General features: G+C 67.5%; 15 protein-coding genes, 1 tRNA gene and 1 pseudogene. 10 read left to right on the top strand and 7 right to left on the bottom strand.

Annotated elements, in window-relative coordinates; translation table 11 throughout:
- The first annotated feature begins 117 nt into the window (after window positions 1-117).
- Together C3B71_RS17010 and C3B71_RS17005 are read left to right on the top strand one after the other, a co-directional pair.
- Window positions 118-852, top strand: coding sequence for a hypothetical protein (locus C3B71_RS17010; protein ID WP_442778370.1), 735 nt, complete (start codon window positions 118-120; stop codon window positions 850-852).
- Entirely contained in the window at window positions 750-1,736 is a 987-nt protein-coding gene (locus C3B71_RS17005) for an alpha/beta hydrolase (RefSeq protein ID WP_442778369.1), read from the top strand. The genes C3B71_RS17010 and C3B71_RS17005 overlap by 103 nt, the downstream gene beginning before the upstream one ends.
- Here the strand turns inward: C3B71_RS17005 and C3B71_RS13605 are convergent.
- Window positions 1,737-2,809, bottom strand: a pseudogene (locus C3B71_RS13605) (asparaginase domain-containing protein).
- Window positions 2,810-2,926: 117 nt separating this feature from the next.
- Between C3B71_RS13605 and C3B71_RS13600 the strand changes: the two are divergent.
- From C3B71_RS13600 to C3B71_RS13590, 3 genes are all read left to right on the top strand, one after another.
- Window positions 2,927-3,002: transfer RNA gene (locus tag C3B71_RS13600), tRNA-Thr, on the top strand.
- Window positions 3,003-3,158: 156 nt separating this feature from the next.
- A complete protein-coding gene (locus tag C3B71_RS13595; RefSeq protein WP_073328839.1) occupies window positions 3,159-3,494 on the top strand; it encodes a histone-like nucleoid-structuring protein Lsr2 in 336 nt (111 codons plus the stop codon).
- A gap of 134 nt (window positions 3,495-3,628) precedes the next feature.
- Entirely contained in the window at window positions 3,629-4,366 is a 738-nt protein-coding gene (locus tag C3B71_RS13590) for a phosphoglyceromutase (RefSeq protein WP_073328842.1), read from the top strand.
- 722 nt (window positions 4,367-5,088) lie between these two features.
- Here the strand turns inward: C3B71_RS13590 and phoU are convergent.
- Window positions 5,089-5,748, bottom strand: a complete 660-nt coding sequence (phoU, locus tag C3B71_RS13585) for a phosphate signaling complex protein PhoU (RefSeq protein WP_073328844.1) — start codon at window positions 5,746-5,748, stop codon at window positions 5,089-5,091.
- 67 nt (window positions 5,749-5,815) lie between these two features.
- On the opposite strand from phoU, the gene C3B71_RS13580 reads away from it, so the two are divergent.
- The 5 genes from C3B71_RS13580 to C3B71_RS13560 all read left to right on the top strand — a co-directional run bounded on the left by C3B71_RS13580 (window position 5,816) and on the right by C3B71_RS13560 (window position 10,703).
- Window positions 5,816-7,078, top strand: a complete 1,263-nt coding sequence (locus C3B71_RS13580) for a sensor histidine kinase (protein WP_073328848.1) — start codon at window positions 5,816-5,818, stop codon at window positions 7,076-7,078.
- Window positions 7,075-7,779 carry a response regulator transcription factor gene (locus C3B71_RS13575; RefSeq protein WP_073328850.1) on the top strand — a complete coding sequence of 235 codons (705 nt, stop codon included), beginning with the start codon at window positions 7,075-7,077 and terminating at the stop codon, window positions 7,777-7,779. The genes C3B71_RS13580 and C3B71_RS13575 overlap by 4 nt, the downstream gene beginning before the upstream one ends.
- A gap of 91 nt (window positions 7,780-7,870) precedes the next feature.
- Window positions 7,871-8,365: a CarD family transcriptional regulator gene (locus C3B71_RS13570; RefSeq protein ID WP_073328853.1), complete on the top strand. Its 495-nt coding sequence runs from the start codon at window positions 7,871-7,873 to the stop codon at window positions 8,363-8,365.
- Between the two features lie 96 nt (window positions 8,366-8,461).
- A complete protein-coding gene (gene ispD / locus C3B71_RS13565) occupies window positions 8,462-9,214 on the top strand; it encodes a 2-C-methyl-D-erythritol 4-phosphate cytidylyltransferase (protein ID WP_108968784.1) in 753 nt (250 codons plus the stop codon).
- 10 nt (window positions 9,215-9,224) lie between these two features.
- Complete coding sequence (locus tag C3B71_RS13560) at window positions 9,225-10,703, top strand: MFS transporter (protein WP_108968782.1); 1,479 nt, start codon at window positions 9,225-9,227, stop codon at window positions 10,701-10,703.
- A 79-nt stretch (window positions 10,704-10,782) separates the two neighbouring features.
- Here C3B71_RS13560 and C3B71_RS13555 read toward each other — a convergent pair whose 3' ends face one another.
- The 5 genes from C3B71_RS13555 to C3B71_RS13535 form a co-directional block, all read right to left on the bottom strand.
- A complete protein-coding gene (locus C3B71_RS13555) occupies window positions 10,783-11,220 on the bottom strand; it encodes an organic hydroperoxide resistance protein (RefSeq protein ID WP_073328858.1) in 438 nt (145 codons plus the stop codon).
- A gap of 137 nt (window positions 11,221-11,357) precedes the next feature.
- The gene (locus C3B71_RS13550) at window positions 11,358-11,834 is read right to left on the bottom strand and encodes a DUF2218 domain-containing protein (RefSeq protein WP_108968780.1); all 477 of its coding nucleotides are present in this window, start codon (window positions 11,832-11,834) and stop codon (window positions 11,358-11,360) included.
- A 98-nt stretch (window positions 11,835-11,932) separates the two neighbouring features.
- Entirely contained in the window at window positions 11,933-14,002 is a 2,070-nt protein-coding gene (locus tag C3B71_RS13545) for a hypothetical protein (protein ID WP_146752369.1), read from the bottom strand.
- A 179-nt stretch (window positions 14,003-14,181) separates the two neighbouring features.
- Window positions 14,182-16,107, bottom strand: a complete 1,926-nt coding sequence (locus C3B71_RS13540; protein WP_108968776.1) for a hypothetical protein — start codon at window positions 16,105-16,107, stop codon at window positions 14,182-14,184.
- Window positions 16,108-16,190: 83 nt separating this feature from the next.
- The gene (locus C3B71_RS13535) at window positions 16,191-18,362 is read right to left on the bottom strand and encodes a hypothetical protein (protein WP_111890636.1); all 2,172 of its coding nucleotides are present in this window, start codon (window positions 18,360-18,362) and stop codon (window positions 16,191-16,193) included.
- Window positions 18,363-18,389: the final 27 nt, after the last annotated feature.

Below are 18,389 nucleotides of genomic sequence, written 5' to 3'. Positions count from 1 at the left end.
GAGGGGGCGGGATAGGCCCTGGGACGTGGTGACAGAGCCTAACGGCTGCGTCGCAATGGGGAGAGCTCCACGGCCGCGCGTCCGCCTGGGGGAGGGGCCACCCCGTAAGCTGCACGGGTGAAGCCGTTCAAGTTACCTGGCCGCCGCGCGCTTGCGGCACTGACCGCCGTATTCGCCGCCGCCGGCCTCGTGGCGTGTGACAGTCCGCTATCCGGTTCGGGCCCCAGTCCCTCTCCCGCCGCCCGGGCGACGGCGTCGACCAGCGCCGTGCCCGCGGGCCTGGAGGACTTCTACGCGCAGGAGGTCGACTGGTATCCGTGCGCCAACGTGGGCATGGACGAGACTGACGGCGACGCGGACTACTCCTGCGCCTACGTCACCGCCCCGCTGGACTACGACGACCCCGATGGCCAGACGATCGACCTCGCCATGAAACGGCGCGCCGCAACCGATGACGCGATCGGCACCCTGTTCATCAACCCGGGCGGCCCGGGCGGCTCGGGCGTCGACCTCGTGGAAACCGCCAAGGGCTATTTCTCCGACGAGCTGATCGCCTCCTACGACGTGATCGGATTCGACCCGCGCGGTGTCGGCAACTCGACGGCCATCGACTGCTTGACCGACGCCGAACTGGACGAGGACCGTGCCGCCTCCGAGATTGCGGAGTCCACCGCGGATGCGGACGGTGCGGACAACGAGGCCGCCGCCCAGGAGGCGGTAGTGGAGTACGTCCAGTGGTATGAGGGCAAGTGCGAGGCCAATACCCCGCCGACCTGCTCGACCACGTGGACACCATCTCCACCGCCCGCGACCTGGACATGCTGCGCGCCGTCGTCGGCGAAGACGTGCTGACCTACCTCGGCTACTCCTACGGCACCTACCTGGGGGCCACCTATGCCGAACTGTTCCCCGGCAACGTCGGGCGGATGGTGCTGGATGGCGCCATCGAGCCGACGCTCAGCGCCGGTGAGACGACCCTCGCCCAGGCGGCCGGCTTCGAGAACGCCCTGCGCACCTATGTTGAGGACTGCCAAAGCGGTGACAAGTGCCCGCTGCACGGCGACGTCGACGCCGGTGTCGCCCAGATTCAGGACTTCCTCAAGGTCACCAAGGGCGCCCCGATTCCCACCTCCGACCCCGACCGGCCCCTGACCTACTCCCTGGCCGAGTCCGCGATCCTTGGGATCATGTACCAGTCGGAGTCCTGGAGCGTGCTCACCGAGGCACTGGACCAGGCCATGAACCAGGACGACGGCACGCTGCTGCTGTTCATCTCCGACCTGTTCGCCTCCCGGGAGGATGACGGCTCCTACTCCGGCAACGGCGATGAGGCCATCAACGCCATCAACTGTCTGGACCACCCGGTGGAGGGCGACGCCGACAGCTGGGCGGCGGAACACGCGCAGCTGGAGGAGGCCTCCCCGACCTTCGGCGCCGACCTGGGCTACTCCGACCTGTTCTGCCAGACCTGGGGGCACGAGTCCACGCGCGAGCGGGCCGCGATCCACGCCACCGGCGCCGCCCCGATCCTGGTGGTCGGCACCACCGGGGACCCGGCAACCCCCTACGCCTGGTCGCAGTCATTGGCCGAGCAGCTCGACGACGGCCACCTGCTCACCTGGGAGGGCAATGGGCACACCGCCTACGGGCGCGCCGGCGACTGTGTGACCACCGCCGTCGACGACTACCTGCTGGCCGGCGTTCTGCCCGAGGCTGGGCTCACCTGCCGCGGCTGACTATTTGACCGTGAGCTCGCCGGCCAGATTGCGGCCCATCCAGGCACCGAGCTCCGCCCCGCGCAGCCCCTGGGAGGCCAGGAACTGCAGTTTGGCGTAGGTGGCCTCCAGGGTCATGTCGCCGCCGCCCACCGCGCCGGCCGCGGCCGGCCCGTCGCCGGCGGCATACCGGCCGAGCTCCACCTCGCCCTGCAGGCACTGGGACGAGACCACCACCGCCACGCCCTCGGCCACCGCCTGGGCAATCACGGCGGTCAGCTCCGGCGGCAGGTTGCCGACGCCGAAGGCCCGCAGTACCACCGCCACGGGGGGCGGCGTCAGCAGCTGCGCCAGGCGCGCGGCGCTCAACCCGGGGACGGCGTCGACGACGATCACGTCGTGCCGGCCGAAGGGGCCGGTTCCTTCCAGACGACGCCGGGCACGGTTGCTGCCGCACCGGCCGCGGTGCTGGCCGTCCAGTGCCAGGGGGCGCCGGCCAGGGCCAGCGGCGCGGCACTGGGGGAGTCGAAACCCGTCAGGCTCCAGGTGGAGATCTTGGTGGCGCGGTTGCCGGCGAGCAGGCGCCCGCCGAAGAACAGGTGCACACCGCGGGGTGCGCCCTGGGTGAGCGCCTGCAAGGCGCCGACGACGTTTGCGACGGCGTCGGAGTCGGATACTCCCAGCGGCAGCTGGGAGCCGGTGACGATGACCGGCTGCTTCAGTTCCGTGAGGGCGTAGGACAGGGCGGAGGCCGTGTAGGCCATGGTGTCGGTTCCGTGCAGAACCACAAAGGCGTCGGCAACGTCGGCATGGGCATACAGGTCATTGACGATCGATTGCCAGGTTTGTGGTGCCGCCTGGGCAGAATCAAGCAAAGGGTGCAGCGTTGTCAGAGAGGTGTTTCGGCCTTGCGCGTCAGTGCGGTCCGGGGCGATCCGCCCGGCACTGCGTGGGGGCACCGGCATGTGCTTCGGTGCGGGGAATGCGGCTAGTAGGTCGGCCAGCCAGGCTTCCAAGTCGGCACCTGGCTGCAGCCCGTGGGGGGAGTCAACCATGCCAATGGTCCCACCGGCGTAGGTGAAGTGGACGTGCATATGGACAGCCTACGCAGGCGGCGCCGCTGTGCTGTAAACCACCCGGTGTGATTGGGGTGCTGGATTGCGTGGCGGCGCCGGCAGGCGGTACCCTGCGTTTCGCCGCTTTGGCGGCAGGCCACCTTAGCTCAGTCGGCAGAGCGATTCACTCGTAATGAATAGGTCGTGGGTTCGATTCCCACAGGTGGCTCCATTGGCTCTTGCGTGCCGAGGGCTCGTGCGCGTCCACCGGTCGGCGTGCCGTATTCGGCGAGTTTCTTGCTTTAATTGCGCAGATATGCGTATCCTGTTTCGCGGGTGATTCCGTAGTAGAGGCGGAACCCGCAAATCTGTGGCAAGGAGGACCAATATGGCGCAGAAGACGCAGATTGTTCTAGTTGATGACATCGATGGGTCCGAGGCGACTCAGACCATCACTTTCGCCCTCGATGGTGTCACTTACGAGATCGACCTAAACGAGGAGCACGCAGCCGCGCTGCGTGAGTCGATCGAGGAGTGGACCATTAAGGCCCGTCGCCGCGGTGGCCGCCGCACGCTTCGCCGTCGCCCGGCAGCCGGTGTCACGCAGAAGATCCGCGAGTGGGCGCGCGCTAATGGCTACGAGGTTTCCGACCGCGGGCGCATCCCCGCTCCGGTACGCGAGGCCTACATGGCGGCCAACAACCCGAGCAACAACAACGCCTGAGCCGCGCCGTCGTCGGGCGCCAACGCCCCCCGACGCCGCCGCGCGCATTGCGCGCTCTCGTAAGCACCAGGTCCCGGGCCCTTTTAGGACTCGGGACCTGGTGGCATCTGCTTGGGCCTGGCACAATGGGCCACATGGCTTACACCCTTGTGCTGCTCCGCCACGGCGAGAGCGAATGGAATGCAAAGAACCTGTTCACCGGCTGGGTTGACGTCCCGCTGTCCGAGAAGGGGCGCGCCGAGGCCGTCCACGGCGGTGAGCTCCTCAAGGAGGCCGGCGTCCTGCCCGACAAGCTGTTCACCTCGGTGCTGCGTCGCGCCATCATGACCGCGAACCTGGCCCTGGACGCGGCCGACCGGCACTGGATTCCGGTGGAGCGGCACTGGCGGCTCAACGAGCGCCACTACGGCGCCCTGCAGGGTAAGAACAAGAAGGAAATTCGCGAGCAGTACGGCGATGAGCAGTTCATGCTCTGGCGCCGCTCCTACGACGTGCCGCCGCCGGCCATCGAGCTCGGTTCGGAGTTCTCCCAGGACACCGACCCGCGCTATGCCGGCGAGCCCATTCCCACCACCGAGTGCCTGAAGGACGTGCTTGCCCGTCTGCTGCCCTACTGGGAGGAGACGATTGTCCCCGAGATCAAGACCGGCAAGACGATCATGATCGCGGCCCACGGCAACTCGCTGCGCGCGATCGTCAAGCACCTGGACGACATCTCGGACGCGGACATCGCCGGCGTGAACATTCCCACCGGGATTCCGCTCGTTTACGAGCTCGATGAGGAGACCCTCAAGCCCATTAAGAAGGGTGGGCGCTACCTGGACCCCGAGGCCGAGGCGAAGATCGCCGCCGTCGCCAACCAGGGCAAGTGATCCGCGGCCACCCGCGTAATCGCCGGCCCACAGGGGCTTTCGCGCGGGGCGGCCAAGGTCGAACTGATCGGGCGGGGCTGAACGACGTTCATGACGTCGTTCAGCCCCGCCCGATGCTCATCTTCGGCTGCCGGCATCGGGCAACCACCGCGGGTTATCGGCGCGAACGTGGTGTTTTAGCTCGGCGGCGTGCGGGGTGGTGGTGCTTTTGCACGACCCTGGGCGACACTGCACGACCTTGGTGTGTGTTGCACGACCACCCCGGGGTCGTGAAACACACACCAAGGTCGTGGAACGCGGCCCGGGGTCGTGCAGTACATACATAGGGGCGGGATGAGTATCACCGCCACCCCGCACATAACGGGCCCCTATGTGGTTCGGCGCCGATGAGCGTCCGGAGTACGCCTCGCCGGTTACGGACCGGGCGTGCCTGGTATGAGGTGAGGCCGGGCGGGGCGCGGAAGTCGGGCAGGTGGTTCGCTTTTCACCGTCGGCTGCCTGCGGCGGTGCGGCCGGACTTCTTCATCGGGGTATGGCAGATCGGGCATGGCCCTGCGCGGGGGCCGCGGTCTTACCCACGAGTGTCGAGCACCGCCCCGGAATCACCCGCCAGGCCATATTCACCCCAGTTTTCCCGCACCACAGCAGCCAAAACCCCGATCGTCGACACCACACCCACGCCGATAACTCACCACCCCAGCCCTTGAGCGGAAAGGCATATTTCAGGACTCGCTGGGACTGGGCGGGGTGATACCCGAGACGAGGTAAGCCATGCGGCGGGCCACCGACGTGGAGTGATCACCGAAGCGCTCCAGGAAGCGCCCCATGAGCACCGCGTCGACCACCTGCTGGCGGGTCAATTCGTTTTCCGGGTCGAGGATCATCTGGAAGGACTTCCGGTGCAGCGCGTCCAGCTCGGCGTCGCGCTCCTGGATCTGCGCGGCCAGCTGCAGGTCCTGGGTCTGAATCAGACGACTGACATCATGACCGGCGCGCACGGCGGCGTCGGCCATCTGCACCATCAGCCCGAAAACCGGCTCGGGCACCGCGGGCAGCGGGTAGCGGCCGCGTGCGATCGCGGCGACGTGGCGGGCAAGGTCACCCTGCCGCTCCAGGGTCTGCGCCATGCGCAGGGCGGAGATGACGTTGCGCAGATCCCGGTCCACGGGCTGCTGGCGGGCCAGCAGCATTACGCACATGTCATCGATGTCGCGCTGGAGGTCGTTGATGCGCTCGTCGGCGTCGATGACCTGCTCGGCCACCACGATGTCGCCACTGCGCAGCGACTCCGCGGCGCGCTCGATGGCCGTGGCGACCTGTTCCGCCATGGACGCCAGATCGGTTCCCAGCTGCTTGAGCTCCTGGTTGAAGATGTCGCGCACGGCTGCCTCCCACGTGTCGGCGCTCGGGGCTCGCGAACGGCCCGCCCACCCCTCTACCCTAGGGGGCGTGGGAACCGTTTGGCTGATCATCGCCGTTGCTGTGGCCGGTGTCGCCGCGGGCGCGGCGGCAGGACTCGCGCTCGGGCACGCCACGCGCGACGCACAGGGCAACGGGATCACCTCCGGCTCGACCCTTGAGCGGGACGGCTTGATCCCGGTGCTGGCCGCGCTCAGCTCCACCGTGGTCCTGCTCGACGACGACGGCGAGGTCCTGCGCGCCTCGGCCGCTGCCTACACCTACAACCTGGTGCGCGACGACGAGGTCTGCGAGCCGCAGGTCGCCCAGATGGTCGAGCGCGTGCGCTCCTCCGGTCAGGCCGAGGAGGCCGAGATCACGGTGGCCCGCGGTCGCCTGCCCGGCGCGGGCAACTTTCACCTGCAGGTGCGCGTCGCCGGAATCGGGCGGGGCCGCGTGCTGGTGCTCATCGAGGACCGCACCGCCGCACGGCGCGTGGAGGAGATGCGGCGCGACTTCGTGGTCAACGCCTCCCACGAACTCAAGACCCCCGTCGGTGCCATCTCCCTGCTGGCCGAAACCGTGCGCGAGAACGCCGACGATCCCACGCTCGTCGTCGACTACGCCGCACGCATGAACCGCGAGTCGCACCGCCTGGAACTGCTGGTGGGGGACATTATCGAGCTGTCCCGCCTGCAGGACGGTGACGCCCTGGTCGAGCCCGAGGACGTGAGCCTGGATGACGTCGTCGTCGACGCCCTGGACCGCGTGCGGGTGGAGGCCGAGGCGAAGGAGGTCGCCCTGGTCGCGGGCGGTGCCGAGAACCTCCACGTCCTGGGTGACGCCTCCCTGCTGGTTACGGCCGTCAGCAACCTGCTGGACAACGCCATCCGCTACTCCGACCCGCGCACCCGCGTCAGCGTGGGGCTGAGCGTGGACGCCCACGACCCGGAGCTGGTGCGCATCGCCGTCGTCGACCAGGGGATCGGCATCCCCAAGCAGGCGCAGGAGCGCGTCTTCGAACGCTTCTACCGGGTGGACAAGGCGCGCTCGCGGGCCACCGGCGGCACCGGGCTGGGCCTGTCGATCGTCAAGCATGTGGCCGCCGACCACGGCGGCACGGTGGAGCTGTGGTCGGCGCCCGGGCGCGGCAGCACCTTCACCCTGGTGCTGCCCCGCCACCGCACCGAGGCGGACCGGCCCGGGCCGGACCCCGAGGCGGTCCAGGCGGTGGCCAGCGGGGCCGCCGGCGCCTCGTTCGCCGCCATCGCCGCCATCTCCGACGAGCCCGCCCGGGGGAAGGAGCAGTCGTGACCCGCATCCTGCTGGTGGAGGACGAGGAGAACTACCGCGAGCCACTGGCGCTGAACCTGCGCCGCGACGGCTTCGAGGTGGTTGAGGCGCAGGACGGCGCCGCCGCCATGGAGCGCTTTGAGCGCGCGGGGGCGCCCGGCGGCAGCGGGCCCATCGACCTGGTTCTGCTTGACCTGATGCTGCCGCGCATGTCCGGGGCGGAGGTGTGCCGCCGTATCCGCCGCAGCTCGCGTGTGCCGGTCATCATGCTCACCGCCCGGGATGCGGAGATGGACAAGATCGCCGGACTGGAACTCGGCGCCGACGACTACATCACCAAGCCATACTCCTACCGGGAACTCGTGGCCCGCGTGCACGCGGTGCTGCGCCGCACCGCGGACGATGCACCCGAGGAGCCGGTGCTGACGGCGGGGCGGGTCGCCATGGACGTGGGCCGCCACGAGGTGCGCGTGGATGGGCAGGTGGTGCCCATGCCCAAGCGCGAGTTCGAACTGCTGGAACTGTTCCTGCGCCACCCCGACCGGGTGCTGACCCGCGCCCAGATCATTGAGCGCCTGTGGGGCGCCAACTACGTCGGGGACACCAAGACGCTGGATGTGCACGTCAAGCGGATTCGCGCCAAGATCGAGGCGGACCCCAGCTCCCCGACGCTGCTTACCACCGTGCGCGGCGTGGGCTATCGGCTGGTCGCTGCCGACTGACCCCGGGCTCGTGTGAGCTAGCTCCCCGATCTTCCGGCGTTATTTCCTGATAAAATGGAGTCCCGCGACAAATTCTGGAGTGACCTCACACATGACATTTGAAGTCGGCGAGACCGTCGTCTACCCCCACCACGGAGCCGCCCGGATCATTGACATCCGCCAGCGCAAGGTCAGGGGCGAGGAGAAGACCTACCTGCAGCTCGAGGTCGCTCAGGGCGACCTGACCATTCTGGTCCCGGCCGAAAGCGTCGACCTCATCGGCGTGCGCGACGTCGTCGACGAGTCCGGACTCGAGCGCGTCTTCGAGGTGCTGCGGGCGCCGCTGACGGAGGAACCCACCAACTGGTCGCGGCGCTTCAAGGCCAACCAGGAGAAGATCGCCTCCGGAGACGTCATCAAGGTCGCCGAGGTGGTGCGCGACCTGTCCCGTCGGGACACCGACCGCGGTCTGTCCGCCGGGGAGAAGCGCATGCTGGCCAAGGCCCGGCAGATCCTCGTCTCCGAGCTCGCGCTCGCGCAGAAGACCCCCGAGGAAGAGGCCGAGAACACGCTTGACGAGGTGCTCGCCTCGGGCACGGCGGCCTGAAGGCATCCACCCCCGGTTCGTGTTGTCTTGACACTCGTCGCGGCCTGAAACCCGGCTGCGGCCACGCGGTCCCGCGACACTGGTAAGGTCCCGCGCATGTCGGATAAGACCGCTGGGATCGCCGTCGCCGTACTCACCGCCGCCGGCTCCGGCACCAGGCTCGGCGCCCGGGGGCCCAAGGCGCTGGTGGAGGTTGACGGCGAGTCCCTGCTGCACCGGGCCGCCCGCGGCCTGCTCGCCTCCGGCGTCATCGACCACATCACCATCACCGCTCCCGGCCCCGAGATCGACCGTTTCACCGCGGAGGTTGTCGACCTTGCGGGTGAAGGGGCTGTCGCCGTGGTTGCCGGCTCGCCGGACTCCCGACAGGCCTCGGTCGCCCTGGGACTGGACGCCGCGCTGAAGGCGCGCCCCGAGGCTGAAGTGGTGTTGGTGCACGACGCCGCGCGCGCCCTGACCCCGCCCGACCTGATCCGGCGCATCGTCGCCGCCGTGCGCGCGGGGCACGACGCCGTCGTCCCCGGGCTGCCCGTGGTCGACACCGTTAAGGAGGTGACCGACGCGGGGGAGCGGGTGGAGCGAGTGGTGGGCACCCCGGACCGGGCGCGGCTGCGGGCGATCCAGACCCCGCAGGGCTTCGCCCGTGCCACTCTCGAGGCCGCGCACCAGTTGGGGGCGCTCCGCGCCGCCGATGAGGCCCACGCCGCCAGGGACGACGCCGCTCTTGTGGAGGCGATGGGCGGCAGGGTCGTCGTCGTCGCCGGGGACCCGCTCGCCCTGAAGGTGACTACGCCACTGGACCTGGCTCTCGCCGAGGTACTCGCCCGCCGGGAGGGCATTCGGTCTTAGGCTCTAGGCCATGAGGCCACATATTCCTGGACGGGATGCCGAATTCACCCCGGTCGGCGCGGCGGACGGTGAGCGCGCCGCGTCTGCGCGCGGCAAGCTGCTGACCTGGCCGGTCCTCGCCTGGGGGTTGTGGGACTGGGGCTCGGCGGCCTTCAACGCGGTGATCACCACCTTCGTCTTCTCGGTCTACCTCACCAGTTCAGCGTTTGGTGATCCCGCCGCCAACGAGTCGGCCCTCTCGGTGGGTCTGGTCATCGCGGGGGCGTGTATCGCCCTGCTCGCGCCCGTCGCCGGGCAGCGCGCCGATCGTTCCGGCAGCACCGTGTTTTGGCTGGGGGCGTACACGGCGATCGTGGTCGCCGTCAGCGCGGCCATGTACTTCGTGCTGCCCGAGCCCGGCTATCTGTGGCTGGGCATCACGCTACTCGGGGTCGGCAACGTGTTCTTCGAGCTGGCCTCCGTCAATTACAACGGGCTGCTGTCCCGCCTGGCCACCAAGGACCGGGTGGGCGCCGTCTCCGGGCTCGGCTGGGGCATGGGGTACCTCGGCGGCATTGTGCTGCTGCTGATCCTGTACGTCGGTTTCATCAACCCGGAGGTCGGCTGGTTCGGGGTGACGGACGAGAACCGCATGGATATCCGTGTTTCCATGCTGGTGTCCGCCGGCTGGTTCGGTCTGTGCGCGATCCCCGTGCTGGTCACCCAGTCCGGCAAGCACGCCTGGCGGCGGTGGGCCGCGATCGAGGCCGCCGCCGGTGGGGACGAGCGCGCCCTGGCCGGGTTGGAGAGCGAGCCCGTGGATCCGGCTGAGGCGCCGGCGCGGATCATGCGCCACGAGCCCCTGGCCGCCTCCTACAAGCACCTGTGGCGCACGCTCGTGGGACTGTATCGCACCCATCCGGAGGTGCTGTGGTTCCTGCTGGCGGCGGCGGTATTCCGCGACGGGCTGGCCGGGGTGTTCACCTACGGCGGGATTATCGCCCAGAACACCTTCGGCTTCACCTCCGGCGAGGTGATCGTCTTCGCCGTTGCCGCCAATGTTGTCGCCGGCGTCGCCACCATTGCCGCCGGGCGGCTGGACGACCTGCTCGGCCCCCGTCGAGTCATCCTGGGCGCGCTGACGGTGCTGGTAGTGGCCGGCCTACTCGTGTTCGTCCTGCACACGGCGGGCGCACGGGTCTTCTGGATACTGGGCCTGGTGCTGTCCGGCTGTGTGGGACCCGCCCAGTCCGCGGCCCGCTCCTATCTGGCCCGGCTGGCACCGCAGGGGCGTGAGGGCGAGATCTTCGGCCTGTACGCCACGACCGGGCGGGCCGTGTCATTCATGGCGCCCATGATGTACGGCGCATCCATTTGGGTGGGCACGCACGTGGTAGGCGCCGATGCCGGCTACTGGGGCATTCTCGGGATCGTGACGGTGCTCGCCGTCGGCCTGCTGCTCATGCTGCGGGTCCAGGACCCCGCCGGCCACATCACCGTTGGCGAGTAATGGCGCCGTCCTCGTCTTCGCCGAGATCGGTCAAAGTTACGTGCCGAGATCGGTTGATATTGCTCGCCCACGGCCGGCCTCAGTCGTCGGAGACGGTGATGGTCACCGGGATGTTGCCGCGAGTGGCATTGGAGTAGGGGCACATCTGGTGAGCAGCCTCTGCCAGCGCCTGCGCCGCATCATGGGGCTGCGCGGGAATGACAACCTCCAACTCGACGGCCAGGCCGAAACCGCCCTCGCCGTTGGAGCCGATGGAGACCCGGGCGCCGACGCTGGAGTCACCCAGATCAGCCTTCTGGGACCGGGCGACCGCTTGCAGGGCGGAGTGGAAGCAGGCGGCGTAACCGGCGGCGAACAGCTCCTCCGGGTTGGGCAGGTTCGCACCGGAGCCACCCATCTCCTTCGGCACAGCCAGGTCGGTGTCGATGCGGCCGGTGGTTGAGGTGACGTGGCCGTTGCGGCCGTCACCGGAGGCCAGGGCTTCGATGGTGTAAATGGGGGTGATGGCGTCGGGCATGGTGAGCCTTCCTGTGCGGTGCGCTTACGTGGCGCTGATGTCTTACCGCGTCGGGCTGGGAGTCGACTGGATGCGGACTCGATGCGCATGTTCGACGGGACAGACGGGATGAAGCATCGAGTATCTCGGAAACTCTGTCAGTTCCGCAGGTCCGGGAAGTCCTCGGCGGCGTCGGACTCGCCCTCGCGGGCCGCGCGAGCCTTGTACTCGGCGCGCAGGCGGTCCAGGTCCTCCTTGGTCAGCGGGCCCTGCGTGGTACCGGCGGAACCGTCCTGGCGCGTCCAGGAGACGACCAAGCCGTCCTCGTAGCCGAAGCGCGCCAGGTGCCGACCGGCGACCTCCTCCAGGCGCGGCAGCTCCTGCGCGGAAGCCGACAGGGTCAGGACGAGTGCGTCGTCCTCGCAGGCCAGGTCCGCCACGCCGGTCACGGCCCCCTCGCGGTTGAAGGCCAGGTGACCGGTGGACTCGGCCCCATTCCACTCGCCGTCGATCCTGCGGCTCATGTGGCTGACGAGCCGGCGCCCGTAGTCGGCCGGCTTGTCGGTCGCCACGCGGGCCACCGAGCGGGAGTCGAAGTCAGGGGTCTCATTCGCGCTTACTGAACTTGTGGTCATGAGATGAGGCTAGCCTCGCGTATTGAGGTCCGCCTAGCTTTATCGCCCACGGCAAAGTGCCCGGGTTGGTGGCCCATACTGGGAATACGGCAAGTGCCTCAGGCGGGGCGACCCATGGGCGCCGCGGGCCGGTTGCTGAGCCCGACGACGACGGTCTCACTGCTACCGGAGCTCCCGGACCCGGAGGAGACCCGGGCGGAGTCATCCGGGTCTTCGGCCGTGGCCGAGCGTGAGCACGCCAGGGCGATGATGCCGGGCGCCGGCACCAGGTAACCGTCGTCGAGGTAACGCTGGTCGGCCGCGGAGACCGCGGTGTGGCCCTCAATAGCGTCGCGGTCCAGGTGTACGGCGGTGGCGCCGTCCGGGGCGACGATGTCGAAGCCGACGTCGTCCGGCGAAGAAGTGCTTCCGGAGCGCCTGGTCGTGAGGGTGTCGAGGTACCCGCGGCCGGAGGCCCGCTCGGTCAGCGCCTGGACGGTGCCGACCTGCCCGGTAGCGGGATCGAAGACGGCGTCAGTGGAGTCGGCCGAGGAACCGGCTTGGACGCGCAGCGTCCTGGCGGCGTGGTTCTGTACCGGTGCCGTGAAGTCACCCAGGGGTACGACGGATGTGGGCGCGGCGCCGGATAGGGCGTCGAGGTTGACGGCATCCAGGGGATGGGTGGTTGTCTCGGCGGTGTCCTGGCTCTGGTCCGCGAGCTTCTGGTAGACGGTGTCGGGGGCGCGGTAGCGCACGGTCCACCCGTCGACGACGACCGGGCCGCCATGGTGTCCGGTGGGGACGATGCCGTCGACGGTGGTGATGGCGGTGGGGTCATCGTCGGGCGCGAGGGTCAGCTCGCACCATCCCTCCCGGTCGCTCGGGCAGTAGGTGCCCAGGATGAGGGTCGAATGCCCGCCCTGGAAGAACGAGGCGGGCTCCCAGCCGGAGATGGCGCAGCCCCAGTCGTCCTCGCAGACCGGGAGACGTGTCTCCGGCATTGTGGCCAGGAGGGAACCATCCGTCAGCGACAACACGTCGTCGTCGACCATTAGCACGTGGTCGGTGATCTGTAGGCGGTTCTCGGTGCCTGACCAATCAGGATTGGAGTGGTGGTGCATGTGTTCGAAGGCGATGCGCCCGGTGGCGGTGTCGATGCCCACGAGCAGGGTGCGGGTCGGGCCGGCGCCGTAGGCGACGACCAGGTGTGCGCGGTTCGGGCTGAGGGCTGCGTAGCAGGACGCCTCCCGCTGGTCGCCGTCGCAGTCGGCGATCGCAATGGTTGACGCCGCGCGGGTTTGGATCCAATCGGTGTAGCCGCTGTTGGGATCGAGTCCGAGAACGCCGTGGTCGGTGATGACCATGGGGGTGAACGCTCCCGCCACGACGCCTCGGACGGGCTCGGTCTCGTCGAACACCCGCTGCCAAGCGACGTCGTCGTCGATCGTGTCGGGGACCGTCACCGGGCGCACGGCGGTCAGCCACACGGACCGGGCGCGGTCCGGGAAGGACAGGTACGGGACGATGACCGTGGAGGCGGCGATGACCAGCGTGAGAACTGCGGCGGCCAGCGCTGTCCGCGTGGGGCGCAGGTGGCGTCGGAGCGGTCGGGGTGCCGCTGGGTGCCGCTGTCGGGTCAAACGCAGCAGGACGTCGGCGGTGACGGTCAGGGCCAGCCCCGCGGCGGTGATGGTGAGTGGGAACAGCCCCGGATAATCCATGCCGATCGCCTCGGACTGTTGCAGCCACAGTCTGCCGAGGAGGACCGTCACAGCGAATGCCGGTACGACGACCAGGAGCAGCACGAGCAGAGTGACGATCCGGGTGCGGTGATGACGGGGGCGTACGCCGACCAGGTGCGCGTAGTACGCCCAGACCAGTAGGGCCACGGGCGTCAGTAGGGCGAGACCGGGGATGAGCACGTCGGCCGCGGCTTCCAGCATGCCGGGGTTGCATGATGCCTGGATCATGGCCCGGGCTGCGGCCACGACGGCGGTGATCGCTCCGCCGGCGCGCAGACCGCGCAGGACCTCGAAGGTGCTCCGGGGCTCGGCGGCGGCTTCACGCATGGACGACGGCGGAGGAGGCGGGAACTCCGGGCCTGGGTCGGGGCGGTTGCCGTAATCGGCGGATCGAGCGCCTGAGGACGGTGCTGCGTCGTGGGAGGTGGAGCCGTGGGAGGGACACATGATCCAAGGATGGCAGCTGACGGCGGACTAGGGGGCGCGGTGCGCGATTCACGACCTTGGGGTGTGTTTCACGACCCCGGGGTGGTCGTGGAACGTACCCCAAGGTCGTACAACGTCCCCAAGGTCGTTCAGAGTGCACTTCGGGTTGGTACAGCCCTCGGCTGACCGTGGGTGAGTTCCTAGCCGAGGCCGACGACCACGGTTTGGTGCTTGCTGGTTCCGTCATTGTCGTCTACGACGGCGCGGTCATAGACCAAGGTCACGACGCCGGGCGCGGGCACGGGGGAGTCGCCGGAGATGATGTCTCCATTGTCGGTGGCGAGATCGGCATAATCCAGGTGCAATGCAACCTTATTGTCGGCGTTGTGTATGTCAATTCCCGTGTATTCCACGGATATGCTTCCGTCTGGTTGCTCCGATATTTCTTTGGACTCCTCGACGGTGAGCGTGTTTAGATAGCCGGGGCCGTACGCTCGTTCGGTGAGCTCCTGAGTGGTGTTGACCTGCCCGGTGGCGGGATCGAAGACGACCTCGGTCGAAGAAGCGCCCTGCACTGTCAGCGTACAGGAGCCGTTGTTATTGAGGGGTTGAATTAGGTCGCCGAGGGGAATCGGGGCGGTGTTGTCGGCGCCGGACAGGGCGTCGAGGCTGACTGCATCCACGGGACGGCTGTGGCTTGTCCCGAGCTGGTCGCTTATTTCCTGGTTGGCGGCGTCGGGGTCGTGGAGGCGCACGGTCCACCCATTCGCTACGACTGGTCCGTCATTAACCGTGGGCAGGATGCCATTGACGGTGGTAACGGCGGTGAGGTCGTCGTCAGGGGCCACCGCCATTTCGCACCAGATGCTCTCGGGGCCCATCGGTACTGTGTTGGGGCAGTATGCTCCGAGAATGAGAGTTGAATGCCCGCCCTGCAAATTGGATGGATCGTGCAGGACAGGAGGTGTGAAGCAAGATGAATCCCCGTCGCAGCTCGGCATGGTGACTTCCGGCAGTGTGGCCAGCTGACTGCCGTCGGCAAGAGAGATAATTTCCGGGCCGGATACGAACACATGGTCGGTGATCTGTCTGCGGTACTGCGCTGGATCCGTATCGGCGGAGGAGTGATGCATGTACTCGAAATTCGCATGCCCGGTGGTGGTATTAATGCCTACGAACAGGGTGCGTCCGAAACTGGCGTGGTAGGCGAGCACCATATGTGCGTGATTGGGGCTCATGGCCGCGTAGCACGTGCCGGAGTCATGGTTGTATCCGCAAAGGCTGAATGTCGATGCCGGGCGGGTGTAGGACCAGGTGGTTTCGCCGGTGTGGGGGTCCAGGCCCTGGGCCCCGTGTTCGGTGATGACGATGGGGCCGGTTGTTCCGGAAACGACGTATCTGAACGAGTCGGACTCATTGGTGTCGAAGGCACGCTGCCACAGAATCTGCTCGCCTAGCGCGTTCGGGACAGACGCGGGGCGGAGACCAGACACCTCGATGGACCGGGCTGTAAAGGTCAGGCCCGGCAGCATGAGTGCGATGGTGGCGACGGCGATGGTGAGGACGGCGACCGCCGTCGTGGTTCGGGTGGGGCGGCGGCGTAGGAGCTGTGTGGAAGGTGTACGACTGCCGCGTTCCAGGTGCAGCAGGAGGCCGGCGGTGACTGTGACGCCGATTCCGGCGGAGACGACGGCGAGTTGGGAGAGCACTGGGTAGGGCAGACCAATGGCCTGGGAGCGCTGCCACCAGTACTTGCCGAGCAGAACTACAGCGATGGTTGAGGGAATCAGTACAAGCAGCGCGGCGAGCAGGAGCGTACGTCGGGGACGGGGACTGTCTGCCGGTTCGACTATGCAGGCGTAAAAGGCCCAGACCGTCGCAGCTGCGAGGAGCAGGATGAAGGAGAGCGAGAGCGGATCCAAGCCGCTGCTGTGTAGGCCTAACATGCCCGGGTTCCGCCAGGCCTGCCACCAGGCCCAGGCTCCTGCTATGACGGTGGCCAGTAGTCCGCCGGCGCGCAGGCCGCGCAGGATGCTGTCGCGCCGGGTTTGGTTCCGGATCCGGTTCCGTCGCGGGGACTGCGATTCGGGCGTGGTCTCGGAGGGCGGGGCGTCGTCGTTGGCCATGGCAAGAGGGTGGCAGAAGGCTCCATGCCCGGCCATGGGGCGGGCTGCCCACCGAACGCGCCATCCCTTGGCGGTATCCGCCTCTATATCAGACCGCAGACGACGATCTGTTCCTTGGTTGGGTGCTTGGCGCTGTCCACGGCGAGGCGCTCATAGACGAGTGCCACGGTTCCGGGCGCTGGCACGAGGTATCCGTTGCTGACAAGCGGGGTGTCGTTCGCAGTGGCGAAGTCTTCCGGGGAGGCGATTTGGCTGAGGCTCAGATGCAGTACCACCTTTTCGTTCAGGTCGAGGACGTCCAGGCCCGAATGGTCAACGCTCTTCTCCACGACCAGGGTGTCAAGGTAGCCGCGGCCCGTGGCCTGCTCGGTCAGATCCCCGGCGGAGTGCACCTGCTCCGCCATGGGATCGAATACGGCCGAAAGGGCCGGGCGGTAAAAGCGGTAGGCGTACGCTTCCGGATCGCGGATGCCGAGCGTGCTTGCAGCGTTGGGGGGAATAGGGCGGTCCGAGTCTCCCAGCGTTACCGGCTGTGCATCGGCATCGACGCCGGAAAGGGCATCGAGGTTGACTGCTTCAATAGAGTATCCGAGCGAGTCGGTTCCGAATCGAGTGCCAAGACTCTCATGGACGGCTGCGGGATCGCTGTAGCGCACGGTCCAACCATCGGCAATGGCGATCCCGGTGTAATCCCAGTCCTCAAATACAGGAACGATGCCTTCCACAGTCCTGGTCGCTTCGGGGTCGGTGTCCGGGGCCACGGTTATCTCGCACCACGTGGCATATTCGGAACCAATGCCGAGGTCTGAGCAGTTGACTCCAAGAATGAGGGTCGAGTGCCCACCCTGAAGGAAGGGCGAATAGATTCGGGGCGCCTCAGGATCTGAACTGTGCGCATATTTTGGCTGCTGTGCCTCACTCTGATCGCTGCCGGTGTCATGGTCCGGTAGCTCGGCCACGACGCTCCCGTCCGTCAAAGACAGAAGCTTGGTGCCCGCCGTGACGATGTTATCTGTAATCTGGATTGGAACCTCTCTGTCCCGCCAATCCGTGACGGTGCGCTCAAAGGCGACTTCGCCGGTGGTCGTGTTCAACGAGACGAACAGGTCTCCGCCGGCGCCGGCGTAGACGATTACCAGGTGGGTGCGGTCCGGCGACAGTGCCGCGTGGCAGTGCGCCTGCTCTTCTTCGTCGCAGGGCGGATTATTGGAGGCGAGAAGTGTGGTTTTAGCTTCGCGGTGGTAAGACCATGTGGTTTCGCCGGTGCTGGGGTCAAGGCCCTGAGCGCCGTGTTCGGTGATGACAATTGGTCCGACCGAACCCGGGATGACGCCATGGACCCAGTCCTCGTCTTGACGGTCGAAAACGCGTTGCCAAGCGAAATGGTCGCCGAGCGTTTCAGGCACCGGCTGTCCGTCTGTCAGGGGGACTTGGACTGATTGCGACACGTATACTTGGGACGGCGCCATCAGGGCTATGACCGCTATACCGACAGTGAGACTCATGGTGATTGTCGATGCCCGGCCTGTGTGCGGGAGCCTCAGCATGTGACGCCGTTCCTTGTAGGTTCCAGCAGTGGTTGCGTGCAGAAGAACTCCGGCCACCGCGCCGACTCCTAGTCCGGCGACGGCGACGGCGTATTGCCATAGCACCGGATAGGGAAGCCCGATATCTTGCGACTGCTGCCACCACGATCTGCCGAGCAGGTAGGTGCCGGTGCTGGGCAGTGCTCCCAGCAGAATCGTTATGACTGCAATGGATGTGCGCCTCCCACGAGGACTCGTGCGAAGATTTTCCGCCATAGAAACGGCCGCCGCCCAGAAGATCGGGGCGAGAATAGCCAGGATCAGGATGAGGGATATGTCATTGACAGACATCAGCCCGATCAACGACCAGCATGCGGCGACGACAAGCAGCATGCCCAACAACAGTACAGCCAGGATGCTGCGTCCGGGGAACAACCTTCGCTTGCGTTCTGGGAGCATACTCGTCGCTATCCAGATGGCCGAGGCGAGAAGAATCAGGACCGGGATGAGTCTGGCGTCCGGACGCAGCCATTCCGGGAGTTCCGTGTCGACGGTGATTCCACGGCGCGCCCAGGCACCGGCAATCCCCGCCATAACGGCGGCCAGTAGTCCGCCGGCGCGCAGGCCGCGCAGGATGCTGTCGCGCCGGGTTTGGTTCCGGGCCCGGTTCCGTCGCGGGGACTGCGATTCGGGCGTGGGCTGGGAGGGCGGGGCGTCGTCGTTGGCCATGGCAAGAGGGTGGCAGGCGGCCCCGCG

This window comes from Actinomyces sp. Z16 (assembly GCF_003111765.1).
Classification (GTDB): domain Bacteria; phylum Actinomycetota; class Actinomycetes; order Actinomycetales; family Actinomycetaceae; genus Actinomyces; species Actinomyces glycerinitolerans.
Note: the sequence above shows the minus strand (reverse complement) of the source record. Positions and strands in the feature narration are given on the sequence as shown.

Excerpts from the sequence above, each read along its gene's own strand:
- C3B71_RS13595 (WP_073328839.1), top strand. The coding sequence starts at position 3,159 with ATGGCGCAGAAGACGCAGATTGTTCTAGTTGATGACATCGATGGGTCC.
- C3B71_RS13590 (WP_073328842.1), top strand. The coding sequence starts at position 3,629 with ATGGCTTACACCCTTGTGCTGCTCCGCCACGGCGAGAGCGAATGGAAT.
- C3B71_RS13570 (WP_073328853.1), top strand. The coding sequence starts at position 7,871 with ATGACATTTGAAGTCGGCGAGACCGTCGTCTACCCCCACCACGGAGCC.
- ispD (WP_108968784.1), top strand. The coding sequence starts at position 8,462 with ATGTCGGATAAGACCGCTGGGATCGCCGTCGCCGTACTCACCGCCGCC.
- C3B71_RS13560 (WP_108968782.1), top strand. The coding sequence starts at position 9,225 with ATGAGGCCACATATTCCTGGACGGGATGCCGAATTCACCCCGGTCGGC.
- C3B71_RS13555 (WP_073328858.1), bottom strand. The coding sequence starts at position 11,220 with ATGCCCGACGCCATCACCCCCATTTACACCATCGAAGCCCTGGCCTCC.
- C3B71_RS13550 (WP_108968780.1), bottom strand. The coding sequence starts at position 11,834 with ATGACCACAAGTTCAGTAAGCGCGAATGAGACCCCTGACTTCGACTCC.
- C3B71_RS13545 (WP_146752369.1), bottom strand. The coding sequence starts at position 14,002 with ATGTGTCCCTCCCACGGCTCCACCTCCCACGACGCAGCACCGTCCTCA.
- C3B71_RS13540 (WP_108968776.1), bottom strand. The coding sequence starts at position 16,107 with ATGGCCAACGACGACGCCCCGCCCTCCGAGACCACGCCCGAATCGCAG.
- C3B71_RS13535 (WP_111890636.1), bottom strand. The coding sequence starts at position 18,362 with ATGGCCAACGACGACGCCCCGCCCTCCCAGCCCACGCCCGAATCGCAG.